The 15,669-nt window shown below is 66.2% G+C and carries 11 protein-coding genes; 2 read left to right on the top strand and 9 right to left on the bottom strand.

From position 1 onward, the window contains the following. Positions 1 to 235: 235 nt before the first annotated feature. The 9 genes from ACN0SE_RS19585 to ACN0SE_RS19625 all read right to left on the bottom strand — a co-directional run bounded on the left by ACN0SE_RS19585 (position 236) and on the right by ACN0SE_RS19625 (position 11,272). Positions 236 to 529, bottom strand: coding sequence for a DUF1330 domain-containing protein (locus tag ACN0SE_RS19585; protein WP_417526217.1), 294 nt, complete (start codon positions 527 to 529; stop codon positions 236 to 238). Positions 530 to 692: 163 nt separating this feature from the next. Next, a complete protein-coding gene (locus tag ACN0SE_RS19590; protein ID WP_417526218.1) occupies positions 693 to 1,775 on the bottom strand; it encodes a BMP family ABC transporter substrate-binding protein in 1,083 nt (360 codons plus the stop codon). Positions 1,776 to 1,822: 47 nt separating this feature from the next. Further along, the gene (locus ACN0SE_RS19595; protein ID WP_417526219.1) at positions 1,823 to 2,746 is read right to left on the bottom strand and encodes an ABC transporter permease; all 924 of its coding nucleotides are present in this window, start codon (positions 2,744 to 2,746) and stop codon (positions 1,823 to 1,825) included. A gap of 94 nt (positions 2,747 to 2,840) precedes the next feature. Beyond that, positions 2,841 to 3,926, bottom strand: a complete 1,086-nt coding sequence (locus ACN0SE_RS19600; RefSeq protein ID WP_417526220.1) for an ABC transporter permease — start codon at positions 3,924 to 3,926, stop codon at positions 2,841 to 2,843. Positions 3,927 to 4,016: 90 nt separating this feature from the next. Next, a complete protein-coding gene (locus ACN0SE_RS19605) occupies positions 4,017 to 5,540 on the bottom strand; it encodes an ABC transporter ATP-binding protein (protein ID WP_417526221.1) in 1,524 nt (507 codons plus the stop codon). Further along, positions 5,537 to 6,292: a xanthine dehydrogenase accessory protein XdhC gene (xdhC, locus tag ACN0SE_RS19610; protein WP_417526222.1), complete on the bottom strand. Its 756-nt coding sequence runs from the start codon at positions 6,290 to 6,292 to the stop codon at positions 5,537 to 5,539. Before xdhC ends, ACN0SE_RS19605 begins: the two co-directional genes overlap by 4 nt. Next, entirely contained in the window at positions 6,289 to 8,727 is a 2,439-nt protein-coding gene (gene xdhB, locus ACN0SE_RS19615) for a xanthine dehydrogenase molybdopterin binding subunit (RefSeq protein WP_417526223.1), read from the bottom strand. Before xdhB ends, xdhC begins: the two co-directional genes overlap by 4 nt. Further along, positions 8,724 to 10,118 (bottom strand): xanthine dehydrogenase small subunit, encoded by a 1,395-nt coding sequence (xdhA, locus tag ACN0SE_RS19620; RefSeq protein WP_417526227.1) that lies wholly within the window; start codon positions 10,116 to 10,118, stop codon positions 8,724 to 8,726. Before xdhA ends, xdhB begins: the two co-directional genes overlap by 4 nt. Positions 10,119 to 10,348: 230 nt before the next feature. Beyond that, entirely contained in the window at positions 10,349 to 11,272 is a 924-nt protein-coding gene (locus ACN0SE_RS19625) for a glutaminase (RefSeq protein WP_417526224.1), read from the bottom strand. Positions 11,273 to 11,402: 130 nt separating this feature from the next. On the opposite strand from ACN0SE_RS19625, the gene ACN0SE_RS19630 reads away from it, so the two are divergent. Next, positions 11,403 to 11,699, top strand: a complete 297-nt coding sequence (locus tag ACN0SE_RS19630; protein ID WP_417526225.1) for a hypothetical protein — start codon at positions 11,403 to 11,405, stop codon at positions 11,697 to 11,699. Positions 11,700 to 11,830: 131 nt separating this feature from the next. Next, entirely contained in the window at positions 11,831 to 15,328 is a 3,498-nt protein-coding gene (dnaE, locus tag ACN0SE_RS19635) for a DNA polymerase III subunit alpha (RefSeq protein WP_417526226.1), read from the top strand. Positions 15,329 to 15,669: the final 341 nt, after the last annotated feature.

The following is a 15,669-nucleotide window of genomic DNA, read 5'->3' on the forward strand; positions in this document are numbered from 1 at the left end:
AGGCTCCGTCGGTCACCTCACCCAGCGCGGAATCAAGGCCGCAAGGCCGCCGCGCATCGCCGGCGCGCCCCCACGCGCTGGCGATTTGGCTGTCGTGAGCACATCGCTCAGAGGTTCTTCGGACTTGGCTGAAATAAAGCGTTTGCGAACTGCGGGTGGATCGCCACCGCGCGCGCCGGCAATGCGCGGCTTGGTCTGACGTTTGTGTCGGGAAACGGCTTTAGTGTCCGGGCATTCAACTATCCGAACCCGCCACGATCACCATCTTCCGGATCATTGCCTGCGGGTTGATCTCCAGCGCCGGCGCATAGGCCTCGGATGCATACCAGCGCTGCGCCGCCTCGACCGTAGGAAACTCGACCACCACCAGCGCCTCAGGGCTCCAGTCGCCTTCCAGCACCGAGATCTCGCCCGCCTGCGCCAGGTAGCGTCCGCCAAAACCCTCGACCGTGCCCGCGGCCAGCTTCAGGTAGTCCAGCAGTCGCGCCCGGTCTTTTACCGCCACATCGCATATCATGATCGCTGTCATGGCGGCTCTCCCGGGGTCAATCCTCAGCCAGAAGTAGACAGTCGTCGGCACCACCGGTCAACGCCCGCCCCTGCACAGATCCTGTGCGCGGCGAGCCGCCGCCAACGAAAAAGCCCCCCGACCACCACAGCCGAAGGGCTCTCGCTCTCAAATCAAACCCGGATCAGTTCGGGATTTCGCCGGTCAGACCTTCGACGTAGAAATCCATCCCCGCCAGCGTGCCATCATCGGCCACTTCGCCCTCGGCCAGCCAGACCGAGCCGTCCTGCTTGTTGATCGGTCCGGTGAAGGGGTGATACTCGCCCGACGCAATCGCCTCTTTCATCGCCAGTGCCTCTTCCTTGACCTCGGCAGGCACCGCGTCAGAGATCTCGCCGATGCCCACCATGCCCGGCCCGATGCCGTCCCAGGTGTCCTTGCTTTCCCAGGTGCCGTCCATCACCGCCTGCACGCGGTCGATGTAATAGGGCGCCCAGTTGTCGATGATCGAGGAGACCCGCGGCATCGGCGCATATTCCGCCATGTCCGAAGCCTGGCCAAAGGTGATCACGTTGCCGGCCTTCTCGGCGGCCGCCTGCGGCGCGGTGGAGTCGGTGTGCTGCAGGATCACGTCGGCGCCCTGTTCGATCAGCGCATTGGCAGCGTCGGCCTCTTTCGCCGGGTCGAACCAGGTGTAGGCCCAGACGATCGAGAACTCGACATCCGGGTTGACCTTCTTCGCATGCAGATAGGCTGCGTTGATGCCGCGGATGACCTCGGGGATCGGGAACGACGCGATATAACCGATCTTGTTGGTCTTGGTCATGTGGCCGGCAATGGTGCCCTGGATGGCGCGGCCTTCGTAGAAGCGGGCGGAATAGGTCGAGACGTTGTCGGCGCGCTTGTAGCCGGTGGCATGCTCGAACTTCACGTCCGGGAACTTCTTGGCGACGTTGATCGTCGGGTCCATGTAGCCGAAGGAGGTGGTGAAGATGATCTTGGCGCCCGACAACGCCATCTGCGTCATCGCCCGCTCGCTGTCGGCGCCTTCCGGCACGCTTTCCTGATAGACCGTCTCGACCTTGTCGCCGAAGTGCTCTTCGACCGCCTTGCGGCCCTGGTCATGCTCGTAGGTCCAGCCGCCGTCGCCGACGGGGCCGACGTAGATGAAGCCGACCTTGGTCTTTTCGGAATGGCTGGCGGCAAAGGCCGACCCGGCCAGGCCCAGGGCCAGCGCGGCGCTGGCAAGAAGTGTTCTGCGGTTCATGTTGGTACTCCCTGAGAGTCTTGCTGAGTGTTTTTGTTGGGTTGGCCTCAATGCGAGGCATGGAACGGGCGGCCGAGTGAGGCCGGCGCGCCGTGGTAGCCCCGTGCCGAGATGATGACCAGCACGAGAATTGTTATCAGATACGGTGACATCGACAAGTATTCGACCGGCAGCTTCGTGCCCGCCGCCTGCAGGTTCAGCTGCAGCACGGTGACCCCGCCAAAGAGATAGGCACCGATCAGCACCCGCCAGGGTTTCCAGCTGGCAAAGACCACGATGGCCAAGGCAATCCAGCCGGCGCCGGCGGTCATGCCTTCGGTCCATTGCGGCACGCGCACCAGACTGAGATACGCGCCGCCAAGCCCCGAGCAGGCCCCGCCGAAGAAGATCGCCAGCAGCCGGATGCGCACCACCTTGTAGCCCAGCGCATGGGCGGCATCATGGCTTTCGCCCACGGCGCGCAGGATCAACCCGGCGCGGGTGAACTTCAGCACCGCCCAGACCGCCGCCACCAGGGCAATCGAGAGATAGACCATCAGGTCATGCTGAAACAGCATCGGCCCGAAGAACGGAATGTCGGCCAGGAGCGGGATATGCAGGTCCGGCAGGGTGGGGGATTTCATACCCTCGTAGGGCTTGCCGATCAGCGACGACAGCCCGAGCCCCACCAGCGTCAGCCCCAGCCCAGTGGCCACCTGGTTCGACAGCAGGAACTGGGTCAGCACGCCGAAGGTCAGCGACAGCAGCGCCGAGGCCAGGGCGGCGGCGGCAAAGCCCAGCCCCGGCGAGCCGGTGTTGACCGCCACGGCAAAGCCCACCACGGCGCCGGTGATCATCATGCCCTCGACGCCGAGGTTGAGCACGCCGGATTTCTCGACGACAAGCTCGCCGATGGCCGCCAGGAGGATCGGCGTGGCCGAGACCATGAGCGAGGCCACCAGCAGGATGGGGTTGATCGTTCCGAGATCCATCAGGCGGCGCTCCATTCGATGTCTTTAGAAAAGCCGGCGCGGCGCACCCCTCGGGTCGGCGATTGCGCAGCTTGCACCCTAACATATCCCCGCATCACACCACCTCCGCTTTGCCGAACTCCACCCGGTAGTTGGTGAAGACATCCGTCGCCAGCAGGAAGAACAGCAGCATCCCCTGAAACAACTGGATCGACGCCCCCGGCAGCCCCAGCATCAGCTGCGCCAGCTCGCCGCCGATATAGGTCAGCGCCATCAACAGCCCGGCCAGCAGGATGCCCACCGGATGCAACCGCCCCAAGAAGGCCACGATGATCGCGGTGAACCCGTAGCCCGAGTTGAAATCGATGGTGATCTGCCCGGCAGGACCAGAGACCTCGAACAACCCCGCCATCCCCGCCAAGGCACCCGAAAGCCCGAGGCAGAAGATCACAACCCGCGCCGGGTTGACCCCGGCAAACCGCGCCGCCCGCGGCGCCTCGCCGGTCAGGCGGATGTGAAAGCCGCGGATATGCCGTGTCAGCAGCACATAGGCAAAGATCACCGCAATGAACGCGGCCACCACCCCCCAATGCATGCCGGTACCGGCAATCACCTCGGTATTGGCGCCAGCGTCATACTGCTGAAAATTCCGCGATCCCGGAAAGCCGCGCCCCTCGGGGTTCTTGAGCAGACCCGAGGCCACCGAGGCCAGCCAGGCCTCGGCCACATAGACCAGCATCAGCGACACCAGGATCTCGTTGGTGCCGAACTTCACCTTCAGCACCGCCGGGATCATCCCCCAGGCCCAGCCGCCCAGGGCTCCGGCCAGCACCATCAGCGGAAAAACGATAAAGCTGTCGAGGGGGTAAAAGGCGAGGCCCACACCGGCCCCGGCGATGGCGCCCATGATGTATTGCCCCTCGGCGCCGATGTTCCAGATGCCGGCGCGAAAGCCGATCGACAGCCCGATGGCAATCAGGATCAGCGGCCCGGCCTTGACCAAGAGCTGCGGCCGCGAATAGGCGGCGAACTGCGGATGGAACAACGGGTCCCAGAAGATCGTGCGGATCGCCTCGAGCGGCGGCTTGCCCAGCGCGGCGAACATGATGCCGCCGACGATCATTGTCAGGATCACCGCCAGCACCGGCGTGAGCGCGGTCCAGAACCGCGACGGCTGCGGCCGCTTGACCAGATGGATCATGCGCAAGCTCCTCGGATTTGCGCCACCCTGCGCTTCTTCTCTTTAAAAATACGCCACCCGACGCCGGCCAGAGGCGCGCGGTCAGACAGATCAAGCCTCGACATGGGCCACCTCCATGTCATGTGCGCCGCCCATCATCAGGCCAATCTCGTCCACCGTCAGCCCCTGGACCGGGCGGATGTCCGACAGCCGGCCCTCGTTCAGCGCCGCGAACCGGTCGGCCACCTCCATCAGCTCGTCGAGGTCCTGCGAAATGACCACCACGGCAGCGCCTTCCGCCGCCAGGTGCAGCAGGGCCTGGCGGATGGCGGCGGCGGCGGCGGCATCGACGCCCCAGGTCGGCTGGTTGACCACCAGCACCTGCGGGCGCTGCATCACCTCGCGGCCGATGACGAATTTCTGCAGGTTGCCGCCAGACAGCGCTCGTGCGGCGGTGCCGGGGCCGGGGGTGCGCACGTCGAAGGCCTTGATCACCTTCTCGGTAAAGCTGCGCGCCCCGGCCCAGTCGAGAAAGCCGTTCTTCATCAGCCCCTCGCGCGCCGCGGCGGTGAGGATGGCGTTCTCGGTCAGGCTCATGTCGGGGGCCGCGGCATGGCCAAGGCGTTCCTCGGGGGCCGAGAGCAGACCGGCGGTGCGCCGCGCCTCGGGGCCTTGCTGGCCCACCGGCGTGCCGTCGAAATGCACCATGTCGGCCCCGGTGACGATCTCGCCCGACAGCGCCGCCAGCAGCTCGTCCTGACCATTGCCGGCGACACCGCCGATGCCCAGCACCTCGCCGGCGCGCACCTCGAAGGAGATGTCCTTGAGCGACGTGCCGAAGGCATTGGGCGAGCGCGCCGAGAGGCCCCGCACCGCCAGCCGCACCGCGCCCGGCGCACGGGCCTCGCGGGTCACCGCATCGAACGACGCGCCGACCATCAGCTCGGCCAGCTGCCGCGCGGTGGCCTCGCGCGGGTCGCAGGTGTCGACCACCTTGCCCAGCCGCAGGATGGTGGCGGTTTCACAGAGCGCGCGGATCTCCTCGAGCTTGTGCGAGATATAGAGGATTGCGGTGCCCTCGGCCGAGAGCTTGCGCAGGGTCTGGAACAGGATCTCCACCTCCTGCGGTGTCAGCACCGAGGTCGGCTCGTCCATGATCAAGAGCTTGGGGTCCTGCAGCAGGCAGCGGATGATCTCGACCCGCTGGCGTTCACCGGCCGAGAGGCCGCCGACAGTGCGGTCGGGATCAAGCGGCAGACCGTAGGTCTCGGACACCTCGCGGATCTGCCGCGCGAGGTCACGCGGCTTCGGCGGGTTTTCCATGCCGAGCGCCACGTTTTCCGCCACCGAAAGCGCCTCGAACAGCGAGAAGTGCTGGAACACCATGGCGACGCCGGCGGCGCGGGCGGCATGGGGGTCCTGCGGGGCATAGCCCGCGCCGTTGAGACTCATGTGGCCGCTGTCGGGTTTCACCAGCCCGTAGATCATCTTGACCAGCGTCGACTTGCCGGCGCCGTTTTCGCCCAGAAGCGCATGCACCTCGCCGCGGCCGATGTCGAAGGAAACGTCGGAGTTCGCCACCACCCCGGGGTAGGCCTTGGTCAGGCCCTTGATCTGCAACAGGGTTTCTCTCACGCGCGTCTCTCCTTCAGGGTCGGCGTCTCGGCGGCCCGGGCCAGATAGCGGGCTGCCACGCCGATCGCAATCGCCTGCGGGTGCTTGCCCAGGGCGGGGTCGCCGATCGGGCAGGTGATGCGCGCGATCTGCGCGCTGCCATGGCCCAGCGCGGCAAGGCGTTTGCGAAAGCGCGCCCATTTGGTGGCCGAGCCGATCAGCCCGCAGTCGTCGAAGCCGTGCCGCAGCAGCGCATCGCAGAGCGCGAGGTCAAGATCATGCGAATAGGTGACGATCAGGTGGCTGGCGTGGCGCGGCGCATGCGGCACGGCGCGCGTTGGCTCTGCGGCCACCAGCGGCGTGACGCCCTCTGGCAGCGGATCGGGCAGGCGGTCCGGCGAGATATCCACCAGGGTGATCGCCGGGGTCTGCAGGGGCGCCAGCACCGCCGCGATGGCGCGGCCGACATGACCGGCGCCCCAGATCCACAGGGGCTGCGCCTCGGGCGCGGGCATCTCGGCGTTCCGCACAAACTCCAGTGTGACCGCGCCGCCGCAGCATTGGCCCATGTCGGGACCGAGCGCCATCTTGCGCCGTGCCTCCAGCGTGCCGTCGGCCAGCATCTGCCGGGCGATCTGCGTCGCCTGCCATTCCAGCGTGCCGCCGCCGATGCTGCCCTCTTGCGCCTCGGGCCAGACCCGCATCGCGGTGCCGGGTTCGCGCGGGGTCGAGCCGCGCGCCTCGGCGATCTGGATGCGGATCCAGTCGCTCATCCCCGCGCCCTCGCGACCGCGGCCAGCACCGCCTCGGGCGTCGCCGGGGCCCTGAGGTCGGGGTAGTTCGGCCCGCAGGCCGCGACCGCATCGGAGAGCGCGAAGAACGCCGACATGCCGAGCATGAAGGGCGGCTCGCCCACCGCCTTGGAACGATAGATCGTTTCGGCCGGGTTCTCGCCGTCCCAGAGCGCGACGTTGAAGATGTCGGGCGTGTCGGGGCACGCGGGGATCTTGTAGGTCGAGGGCGCATGGGTGCGCAACGCGCCACGGTCGTCCCAGACCAGCTCTTCCATCGTCAGCCAGCCCGCCCCCTGCACGTAGCCGCCCTCGATCTGGCCGATGTCGATCGCCGGGTTCAGCGAGGCGCCGGCATCATGAAGGATATCGGTGCGCAGGATACGGTTCTCGCCGGTCAGCGTGTCGATCACGCATTCGGTGATGGCCGCGCCATAGGCGAAGTAGAAGAACGGCCGGCCCTGGCCCTTGATCCGGTCCCAGGCGACGTCAGGCGTCTTGTAGAAGCCGGTGGCCGACAGGCTGATGCGCGCCTCGTAGGTCAGCTTGGCGGCCTCGGCGAAGGTGAAGGTTTCGCCGCCGACCAACACGCGGCCATCCTTGAAACGGACGCTTTCCACCGGCTGCTGGTGCAGTTCCGCCAGGTGCCCGGCGATCCTCGCCCTGATCTTGTCGCAGGCGTCCTTGACCGCCATGCCGTTGAGGTCGGACCCGGAAGAGGCGGCGGTGGCCGAGGTATTGGGCACCTTGGCGGTGTCGGTGGCGGTGATCCTGATCGCCTCGAGCGGCAGACCGAAGCGGCTGGCCGCGACCTGCGCCACCTTCTGGAACAGGCCCTGGCCCATCTCGGTGCCACCGTGATTGAGGTGCACCGAGCCGTCCTGGTAGACATGCACCAAAGCGCCGGCCTGGTTGAGATGGGTCAGCGTGAAGGAGATGCCGAACTTGACCGGGGTCAGGGCGATGCCGCGCTTCAGGATCGGGTTGGCGGCGTTCCACTCGGCGACGTTTGCCCGGCGTTCGGCGTAACCGGCCTGCTCGGCCAGACGGTCGGTCAGCTCGTGCAGGATGAAGTCGGTGACCTCCATGCCATAAGGCGTGGTCTGGGCACCCTTGGGCGGCGTCGGCACGTCCGGCGGGGCGACGTTGCTGGCCGCGCCGCGCGACGCGAGGTCCTCTGCCGGGGCCGCGGCGGGGCCCGGTTCGGCATAGCGGCTGCCTTTGCCTGTGTTCGGCCCCGTATAGCGCTGGCCTGTGCCGGGGCCGGTTCTCGGCGGCGCGTGATAATAATTCACCCGGCGTACCACGAGCGGGTCCAACCCCAGATGATGCGCGATGTGATCCATCACCCGCTCGATGCCCAGCATGCCCTGCGGGCCGCCAAATCCGCGAAAGGCGGTGGCGGACTGGGTGTTGGTCTTGAGCCGGTGGCTTTCGATCCGGGCGTGATCCAGCAGATAGGCGTTGTCGGCATGCAGCATGGCGCGGTCGGCCACAGGCAGCGACAGGTCCTGTGCCCAGCCGCAGCGGGCGTATTGCACGAAATTGACCCCGGCGATGCGGCCGCGATCATCGAAGCCGACCTCGTAGTTGATGCGGAAATCATGGCGCTTGCCGGTGATCACCATGTCGTCGTCGCGGTCATAGCGCATCTTGCAGGGCTGGCCAGTCAGCCGCGCGGCCACGGCGCAGGCCACGGCGAGGGCATTGCCCTGGCTCTCTTTGCCGCCGAAGCCGCCGCCCATCCGCCGGGTCTCGACCCGGACGGCATGCATCGGGCGGCCGATGGCCTCGGCCACCTTGTGCTGGATCTCGGTGGGGTGCTGGGTCGAGGAATGCACCAGCATGTCGCCATTGTCCTGCGGCAGGGCGAGGGCGGCCTGACCTTCGAGGTAGAAATGCTCCTGCCCGCCCATGGTGAGCGCGCCCTTCAGCTTTTGCGGCGCGGCTTCAATGGCGGTGGCGGCGTCGCCCTTCTGGTAGATGCGGGGGCCGTCCTCGAAACGGCTGTTGGCGGCGAGCGCCTCCTCAATGGTGAGGAGCGGGGGCTCTTCCTCGGCCTCGATCTTTCCGAGGCGCGCGGCCTTGCGGGCGGCGTGATGGCTCTCGGCCACCACGAGGAAGAGCGGCTGGCCGAGGTAGTGGATGGTGCCGTCTGAGAGGAGCGGCTCGTCGTGGATCGAGGGCGAGACGTCATTGGCGAAGGGCAGGTCCTCGGCCGTCAGCACCGCGACGACGCCGGGCAGGGCGCGCGCGGCGTCGAGGTTCATGGAGGTGATCCGGCCGCGGGCGATCTGGCTGAGGCCGAAGGCCAGGTGCAGCGTGCCGCGCGGCACGGGGATGTCATCGACGTACCGCGCAGCACCGGTGACATGCAGGGCGGCAGCGTCGTGGGGCAGGGGTTTGGCGACGCTCATGGCTGCACCTTCAGAACGGAGGTTTCCGCGCCGTTCAGCTCGTGGAAATAGCGCAGGGCGAGGTTTTTCGCGCTCTCCATCCGGTAGCGGGCCGAGGCGCGCATGTCGGAGAGCGGCGCGAAGTCTTCTTCCAGCGCGGCGGCTGCCGCCTTGACTCTGTCCTCGGACCAGCTCTGACCCACCAGCGCGGCCTCGAAGGCACTGGCGCGTTTCGGGATGCCGGCCATGCCGCCGAAACCGGTGCGGAGCGCGGTGACGCGACCGTCCTCGACGGTGACGTTGAAGGCGGCGCAGAGGGCGGAGATATCCTGGTCGAACCGCTTGGAGATCTTGTAGCAACGCATCTGCGGCTGGTCTTTGGGCAGGGTCACGGTTTCGACAAATTCACCCGGCGCGAGGTCCTGCTTGCCGTAGTCGATGAAGAAATCCTCGAGCGCGATCTCGCGGCGGCTGTTGCCCCGGCGCAGGTGCAGCCGGGCGCCAAGGGCAATCAGCGGCGGCGGGCTGTCACCGATGGGCGAGCCATTGGCGATATTGCCGCCGAGCGTGGCGGCCTCGCGCACCTGGACCGAGCCGTAGCGGCGAAAAAGCTCACCCAGGCTGGGGTAAATTTTGGCCATCAGCGGCCAGAGCCGGGCGATGGTGACGCCGGCGCCGATTTTCAGCCGGTCGCCTTGATCCTCGATCTGCTGCAGGTCGCGGACCTTGTGCAGGAAGATCACGCGATCCAGATCGCGCAGCTGCTTGGTGACCCAGAGGCCGACGTCGGTGGCGCCGGCGATCAGGGTGGCGTCTGGGGTCTGCGCGTAGATCTCGGCCAGTTCGTCACAGGACTGCGGCAGCAGGGGGGCGCTGCCCCCATCGCCTTTGGCGATTCCCCCGAGGTATTTTTCAACAGAAGAAGCCTCCTGCGTGGTCCATTGCGGCACCGGGGCGGTCTCGGCAGCCCGGGCGGCGCGCAGGATCGGGGCGTAGCCGGTGCAGCGGCAGAGGTTGCCGGCGAGGCGGTCGGCGTGATCGGTCTGGCCATTGGCATGGGCCACCGCCATCGAGGCGATGAAGCCCGGGGTACAGAAGCCGCATTGCGAGCCGTGATGGTCCACCATCGCCTGTTGCACCGGGTGCATGCCGCCGCTGTCGTCGCGCAGCCCTTCGACGGTGCGCACCGCCTTGCCGTCGAGTTGTGGCAGGAAGAGGATGCAGGCGTTGAGCGCGCGGATGCCGTCCCGGTCCTGCACCATCACCGTGCAGGCGCCGCAATCGCCCTCGTTGCAGCCCTCCTTGGTGCCGGTCAGGCCGCGCGTGTCGCGCAGCCAGTCGAGCAGGGTGCGGGTGGGGGGCTCTGGACGGATCCGGACCGGCTCTCCGTTGAGAAGAAATCCAATGTCCATGTCGATGACCTGCCGCTCTACCATGCGCACTTATGTTGCTGGCCTTCGATGCGGCGTAGAAGACCGGCGTGCTTGTCAGGGATCAGATTAGAAAGGCGCGCTCGGGGCTTGCAAGCTTTTCCTTGGCTGCGGTGCAGAAAAAATCGGTAGTGCTCAATTGGCGAGCAAAGGTCCGGGCGAGGGAAATCAAGGGCTTGCGCCAGGTCCGAGGGGCCGGAATTTTTCGCCGCTCAGCCGAACACCGACCAGCCGGTGAAGCGCGCGAGCCGTTCGGCGGCCTCGGTGCCCATCTGCGAATTGCCCCATGCGTTGAGCCCGGGCGACCAGATTGCCACCGAGGCGCGACCGGGCACCGCCAGCAGGATGCCGCCGCCGACGCCGGATTTGCCCGGCAGGCCGGTGCGGAAGGCAAAGTCGCCGGAGCCGTCGTAATGGCCGCAGGTCAGCATCAGCGCGGCAATCCGGCGGCGCTTGATCTCGGTCAGTTTCAGCGGCGCCTGCGGCAGACCGGCAATGCCGCGCCCGGCCAGCGCCAGCTGGTCGGTGGTCATCTCGATGGCGCATTGGTGGAAATAGGTGCCGAGGGTGAGCTCCGGCGGGTTCCTGAGATTGTCGAAGCTCAGCAGGTAATGCGCCAGCGCCCGGTTGCGGTGGCCGGTCTCGGTCTCCGAGGCGGCGGTGGCGGCGTCGAAGTGGATGTCATCGTCGCCAGCGCTGGTGCGGATGAAATCGATGATCTCGGACAGCGCCTCTTTCGGAGCGCGGCCGGCCAAGAGCTCGTCGGTGGTGACCAGCGCGCCGGCGTTGATGAAGGGGTTGCGCGGGCGGCCCTGTTCCTGCTCGAGCAGCAGGATGGAGTCGAAACGGTCGCCGGAGGGCTCGCGGCCGACCCGGTGCCAGATGCTTTCGCCGAACCGGGCAAGAACGCAGGCCAGCGAAAACACCTTGGAGATCGACTGGATCGAGAAGCGCTGGTCATGTTGCCCGGCGTGCATCAGCCGCCCGTCGGCCAGCACCACCGAGATGGCGAATTGCGCCGGGTCGATCCGGGCAAGTTCGGGGATGTAACCTGCGACCTGCCCCCAGTCGCCTTGGGCGCGGATCTCGGCAACGAGGGTTTCGAGGAAGTCGGGCAGGGCATCGAGATCGGACATGAGGTCGACGTTAATGCAATCCGGCGGCCTGTCCATCCCGGGCGTCCCGGTTTTTCCGTCCGCGGGGCTGGGGGTCTGAACGCCAGGCGCTGCGCGGTTTTTCGTCAGATGCCTAAAAACTGTGCTATCAGTGACCTTCGCCAATTCCGGCGAAGCTCATGCGACGTTGTTCGCATTGGAGAAGTACATGAGAAATCTATTCATTTCTGCCGTTGTTCTGACATTTTCCGCAACCGTTGCCAACGCCGAGAAGCCCAATGAAAAAGGGGCGGGCGGACAAGCGGTGAAGGAGATCAACGAATTTTTGAAGGACATCGGGACCAATCTGGGCCAAACCAAGAAGGCCGTGGGTTACGGCGGAAAAAATGCGCCACTGGGGACCTTCGGAGCGGATGTCAGTGAAATCAACCAGGCCGCGAACCACTAATTTTTGACCCGGACAAAGTACCTGCCGCAGCCCGCGAACCAGGGGCTGCGGCCTTGGGGGGCGGCGGTCTCCGAGGCCTGGCGGCGAACTTTCGAATTCACCCCACTGCGCGGCTCGTGTAGCTTCCGCGCATGAGCTCCCCCCGATTCATTCACCTCCGCACCCATACCGAATATTCGCTTCTCGAAGGGGCCATGCGCCTGAAGAAGCTGCCCGGCATGGTGGCCGACATGGGCATGCCCGCCGTGGCCGTGACCGACAGCAACAACCTGTTCTGCGCGCTGGAGTTTTCCGTCGGCGCGCAAGGGGCGGGCGTGCAGCCGATCATGGGCTGTCAGGTCGATCTGGCCTATGTCGAGCTCAACCCCGGAGACAAGCCGGTGGACCCGGCGGCGGTGGTGCTGCTGGCGCAGAACGAGCGCGGCTACGAGAACCTGATGAAGCTCAACACCTGCCTTTATGTCGACAAGGGCGGGCAGTTGCCGCAGGTGACGTTGCAGGAGCTCGAGACCTATTCCGAGGGGCTGATCTGCCTGTCAGGCGGGCCTGACGGGCCGGTGGGGCGGCTGTTGCGGCGTGGCCAGCGGCCGGCGGCCGAGGCGCTGATGCAGCGTTTCAAAGGCATCTACGGCGACAGGCTCTATGTCGAGCTGCAGCGCCATCCGGGCGAGGGCGGCCTGCCGGAGGCCGAGGCGCGGTCAGAGCGCGGCTTTGTCGAGATGGCCTATGCGATGGATCTGCCGCTGGTGGCGACCAACGATGTCTATTTCCCGAAACCGGAGATGTACGAGGCGCATGACGCTCTGATCTGTATCGCCGAGGGCGCCTATGTCGATCAGCAGCACGAGAGGCGACGGCTGACGCGCGAGCATTACTTCAAGTCGCCGCAGGAGATGGCGACGCTGTTTGCCGATCTGCCCGAGGCGCTGGAGAACACCGTCGAGATTGCGCAGCGCTGTGCCTTTGGCTGCTATCGCCGCGATCCGATCCTGCCGAAGTTCGCCGATGACGAGGTGGCCGAGCTGCGCCGCATGGCCAACGAGGGTCTGCAGGCGCGGCTGGCGGTGATCCCGCATGCGGTCAGCGTCGAGGAATATCAGGAACGGCTCGATTTCGAGCTGGGCATCATCGAGGGCATGGGCTTTCCCGGCTATTTCCTGATCGTTGCCGACTTCATCCAATGGGCCAAGGACAATGACATTCCGGTCGGGCCCGGGCGGGGCTCTGGCGCCGGGTCGCTGGTGGCCTATGCGCTGACCATCACCGACCTCGATCCGCTGCGCTATTCGCTGCTGTTCGAGCGGTTCCTCAACCCCGAGCGGGTGAGCATGCCCGACTTCGACATCGACTTCTGCATGGACCGCCGGGAAGAGGTGATCCGCTACGTGCAGGAGAAGTACGGCCGCGACAAGGTGGGGCAGATCATCACCTTCGGTGCGTTGCTGTCCAAGGCGGCGGTGCGCGATATCGGCCGGGTGCTGCAGATGCCCTATGGCCAGGTCGACCGGCTGTCCAAGATGATCCCGGTCGAAGGGGTCAAGCCGGTCTCGATCGAAAAGGCGCTGCAGGACGAGCCGCGGCTGCGCGAAGAGGCCCGCAACGAAGAGGTCGTCGACCGGCTGCTGACCTATGGCCAGCAGGTCGAGGGGCTGCTCCGGAACGCCTCGACCCACGCCGCCGGGGTGGTGATCGGCGACCGGCCGCTCGATGCGCTGGTGCCGCTCTACCAGGACCCGCGCTCGGACATGCCGGCGACACAGTTCAACATGAAATGGGTCGAACAGGCCGGGCTGGTGAAGTTCGACTTTCTCGGCCTGAAAACCCTGACGGTGATCCAGAACGCCATGGACCTGGTGTTCAAGTCCGGGCGGCCGCTGCATGTCTCGGCCGACGGGGTCGAGCTCTATGCGCCCGCCGAGGGGGCAGAGAACCAGATCAACGCCATTCCGCTCGATGACGAGCGCACCTACAAGCTTTATGCCGCGGCCAGGACGGTCGCCGTGTTCCAGGTGGAAAGCTCGGGCATGATGGATGCGCTCAAGCGCATGCGGCCCACCTGCATCGAGGATATCGTGGCGCTCGTGGCACTCTATCGTCCCGGCCCGATGGAGAACATCCCGGTCTATTGCGAGGTCAAGAACGGGCTGCGCGAGATCACCTCGGTGCATCCGCTGATCGACCACATCCTTGAAGAGACCCAAGGCATCATCGTCTACCAGGAACAGGTGATGCAGATCGCCCAGGTCATGGCGGGCTACAGCCTCGGCGGCGCCGACCTGCTGCGCCGCGCCATGGGCAAGAAGATCAAGGAGGCGATGGACGCCGAGCGGCCCAAGTTCGAAAAGGGCGCGGCCGAGAACGGCGTCGACAAGAAGAAGGCCACCGAGGTCTTCGACCTGCTCGAGAAGTTCGCCAACTACGGTTTCAACAAGTCGCACGCGGCGGCCTATGCGGTGGTGTCCTACCAGACCGCCTGGCTCAAGGCGAACCACCCGGTCGAGTTCATGGCCGGGGTGATGAACTGCGATATCCACCTGACCGACAAGCTTGCCACCTATTTCGAAGAGGTCCGCAAGGGACTGGGCCTGCCCTGGGTGCCGCCCTGCGTGAACCGCTCGCTTGCCACCTTCGACGTGGTCGACGGCGCGCTGGTCTATGCGCTGGGCGCGTTGAAGAACGTCGGGCTCGAGGCGATGAAGCTGGTGGTCGAGGGGCGGGACGGAAAACCGTTTGCCACGCTCTACGACCTGGCTCGCCGGGTCGACCTGAAGCGGGTCGGCAAGCGACCGCTGGAGATGCTGGCGCGGGCCGGGGCCTTCGACCAGCTCGATCCAAACCGGCGGCGGGTGTTTGAATCGCTCGATTCGCTGGTGAACTACTCGGCGGCGGTGCACGAGCAGAAGAATTCGAACCAGGTGTCGCTCTTTGGCGAGGCCGGTGACGATCTGCCCGAGCCGCGGCTGGCACCGGTGAACGACTGGCTGCCCGCGGAACGGCTGGCGGAAGAGTTCAAGGCGGTGGGCTTCTATCTCTCGGGCCATCCGCTCGACGATTACATGGCCTCGCTCAAGCGCAAGGACGTGATGACCCTCGACGAGGTGATGGCCAAGGCCGAGCGCTCGCCCTGTCTGGCCAAGCTGGCCGGCGTGGTGGCCGGGCGGCAGGAGCGCAAATCGGCGCGCGGCAACCGCTTTGCCTTTTGCCAGCTGAGCGACACCACCGGCGCCTATGAGGTCACGCTGTTCTCCGAGACGCTGGAAAAGAGCCGCGAGTTCCTCGAGACCGGCGCCAAGGTGGTGGTGACGGTCGAGGCGACGATGGAGAGCGACCAGTTGAAGCTGCTCGGTCGGTCGGTGGCGCCGATTGACGTGGCGGTGGCGGATGCGGGTTCGATCGGGCTGAAGGTCTTTGTCGAGGAGCCGGGGGCGATCCCCTCGGTGGCGACGATCCTGGCCGAGGCGGCAGACAAGGTGCAGAAGGCGGCACGCGGGCCGATCTTCCTCTACCTGATGGACCCGGGCCTGCCCGGCGAGGTCGAGATCGACACCGGCGCGGAATACCCGGTCAACCCCGAGATCAAGGGCGCATTGAAGAGCCTGCCGGGGGTGATGGCGGTGGAAGAGGTCTGACGGGTCGGGTTGGTAACCTGCCGTTCGAGGGTGGTGGGTTGCAAACTCACCCTACGAGATGCCCCAAGCGCGTTAACAGCGGCCAGAGGCCGCCGCGCGTCATGCCAGAGGCATGCCTTCGGCATGACGGGCCGCCCGCCGGCGCGGCGTTTTGCGGATGAGGGCGTCATATCGCGGCACGGCGCAAGCCTTTCTCAAAACCTACTCCCCATGTGTGGATACCTCGGGAGATGCAAGCTTTCTTTTGCACGGTTCGAACATGTGATCGGGTACGGTCATGTGTCAGGCCTTGATGTGCGGCGAGTCACATGCCGCGGGCCGGTATGGCGATGCGAAGGTTG

Origin of the sequence: Marinovum sp. (genome assembly GCF_048263515.1) — a bacterium.
Classification (GTDB): Bacteria; Pseudomonadota; Alphaproteobacteria; order Rhodobacterales; family Rhodobacteraceae; genus Marinovum.

Bases quoted from the DNA above. Each gene is read 5' to 3' on its own strand.
- ACN0SE_RS19585 (WP_417526217.1), bottom strand. From the start codon at position 529: ATGACAGCGATCATGATATGCGATGTGGCGGTAAAAGACCGGGCGCGA.
- ACN0SE_RS19625 (WP_417526224.1), bottom strand. From the start codon at position 11,272: ATGTCCGATCTCGATGCCCTGCCCGACTTCCTCGAAACCCTCGTTGCC.
- xdhB (WP_417526223.1), bottom strand. From the start codon at position 8,727: ATGAGCGTCGCCAAACCCCTGCCCCACGACGCTGCCGCCCTGCATGTC.
- xdhA (WP_417526227.1), bottom strand. From the start codon at position 10,118: ATGGACATTGGATTTCTTCTCAACGGAGAGCCGGTCCGGATCCGTCCA.
- dnaE (WP_417526226.1), top strand. From the start codon at position 11,831: ATGAGCTCCCCCCGATTCATTCACCTCCGCACCCATACCGAATATTCG.
- ACN0SE_RS19590 (WP_417526218.1), bottom strand. From the start codon at position 1,775: ATGAACCGCAGAACACTTCTTGCCAGCGCCGCGCTGGCCCTGGGCCTG.
- xdhC (WP_417526222.1), bottom strand. From the start codon at position 6,292: ATGAGCGACTGGATCCGCATCCAGATCGCCGAGGCGCGCGGCTCGACC.
- ACN0SE_RS19600 (WP_417526220.1), bottom strand. From the start codon at position 3,926: ATGATCCATCTGGTCAAGCGGCCGCAGCCGTCGCGGTTCTGGACCGCG.
- ACN0SE_RS19595 (WP_417526219.1), bottom strand. From the start codon at position 2,746: ATGGATCTCGGAACGATCAACCCCATCCTGCTGGTGGCCTCGCTCATG.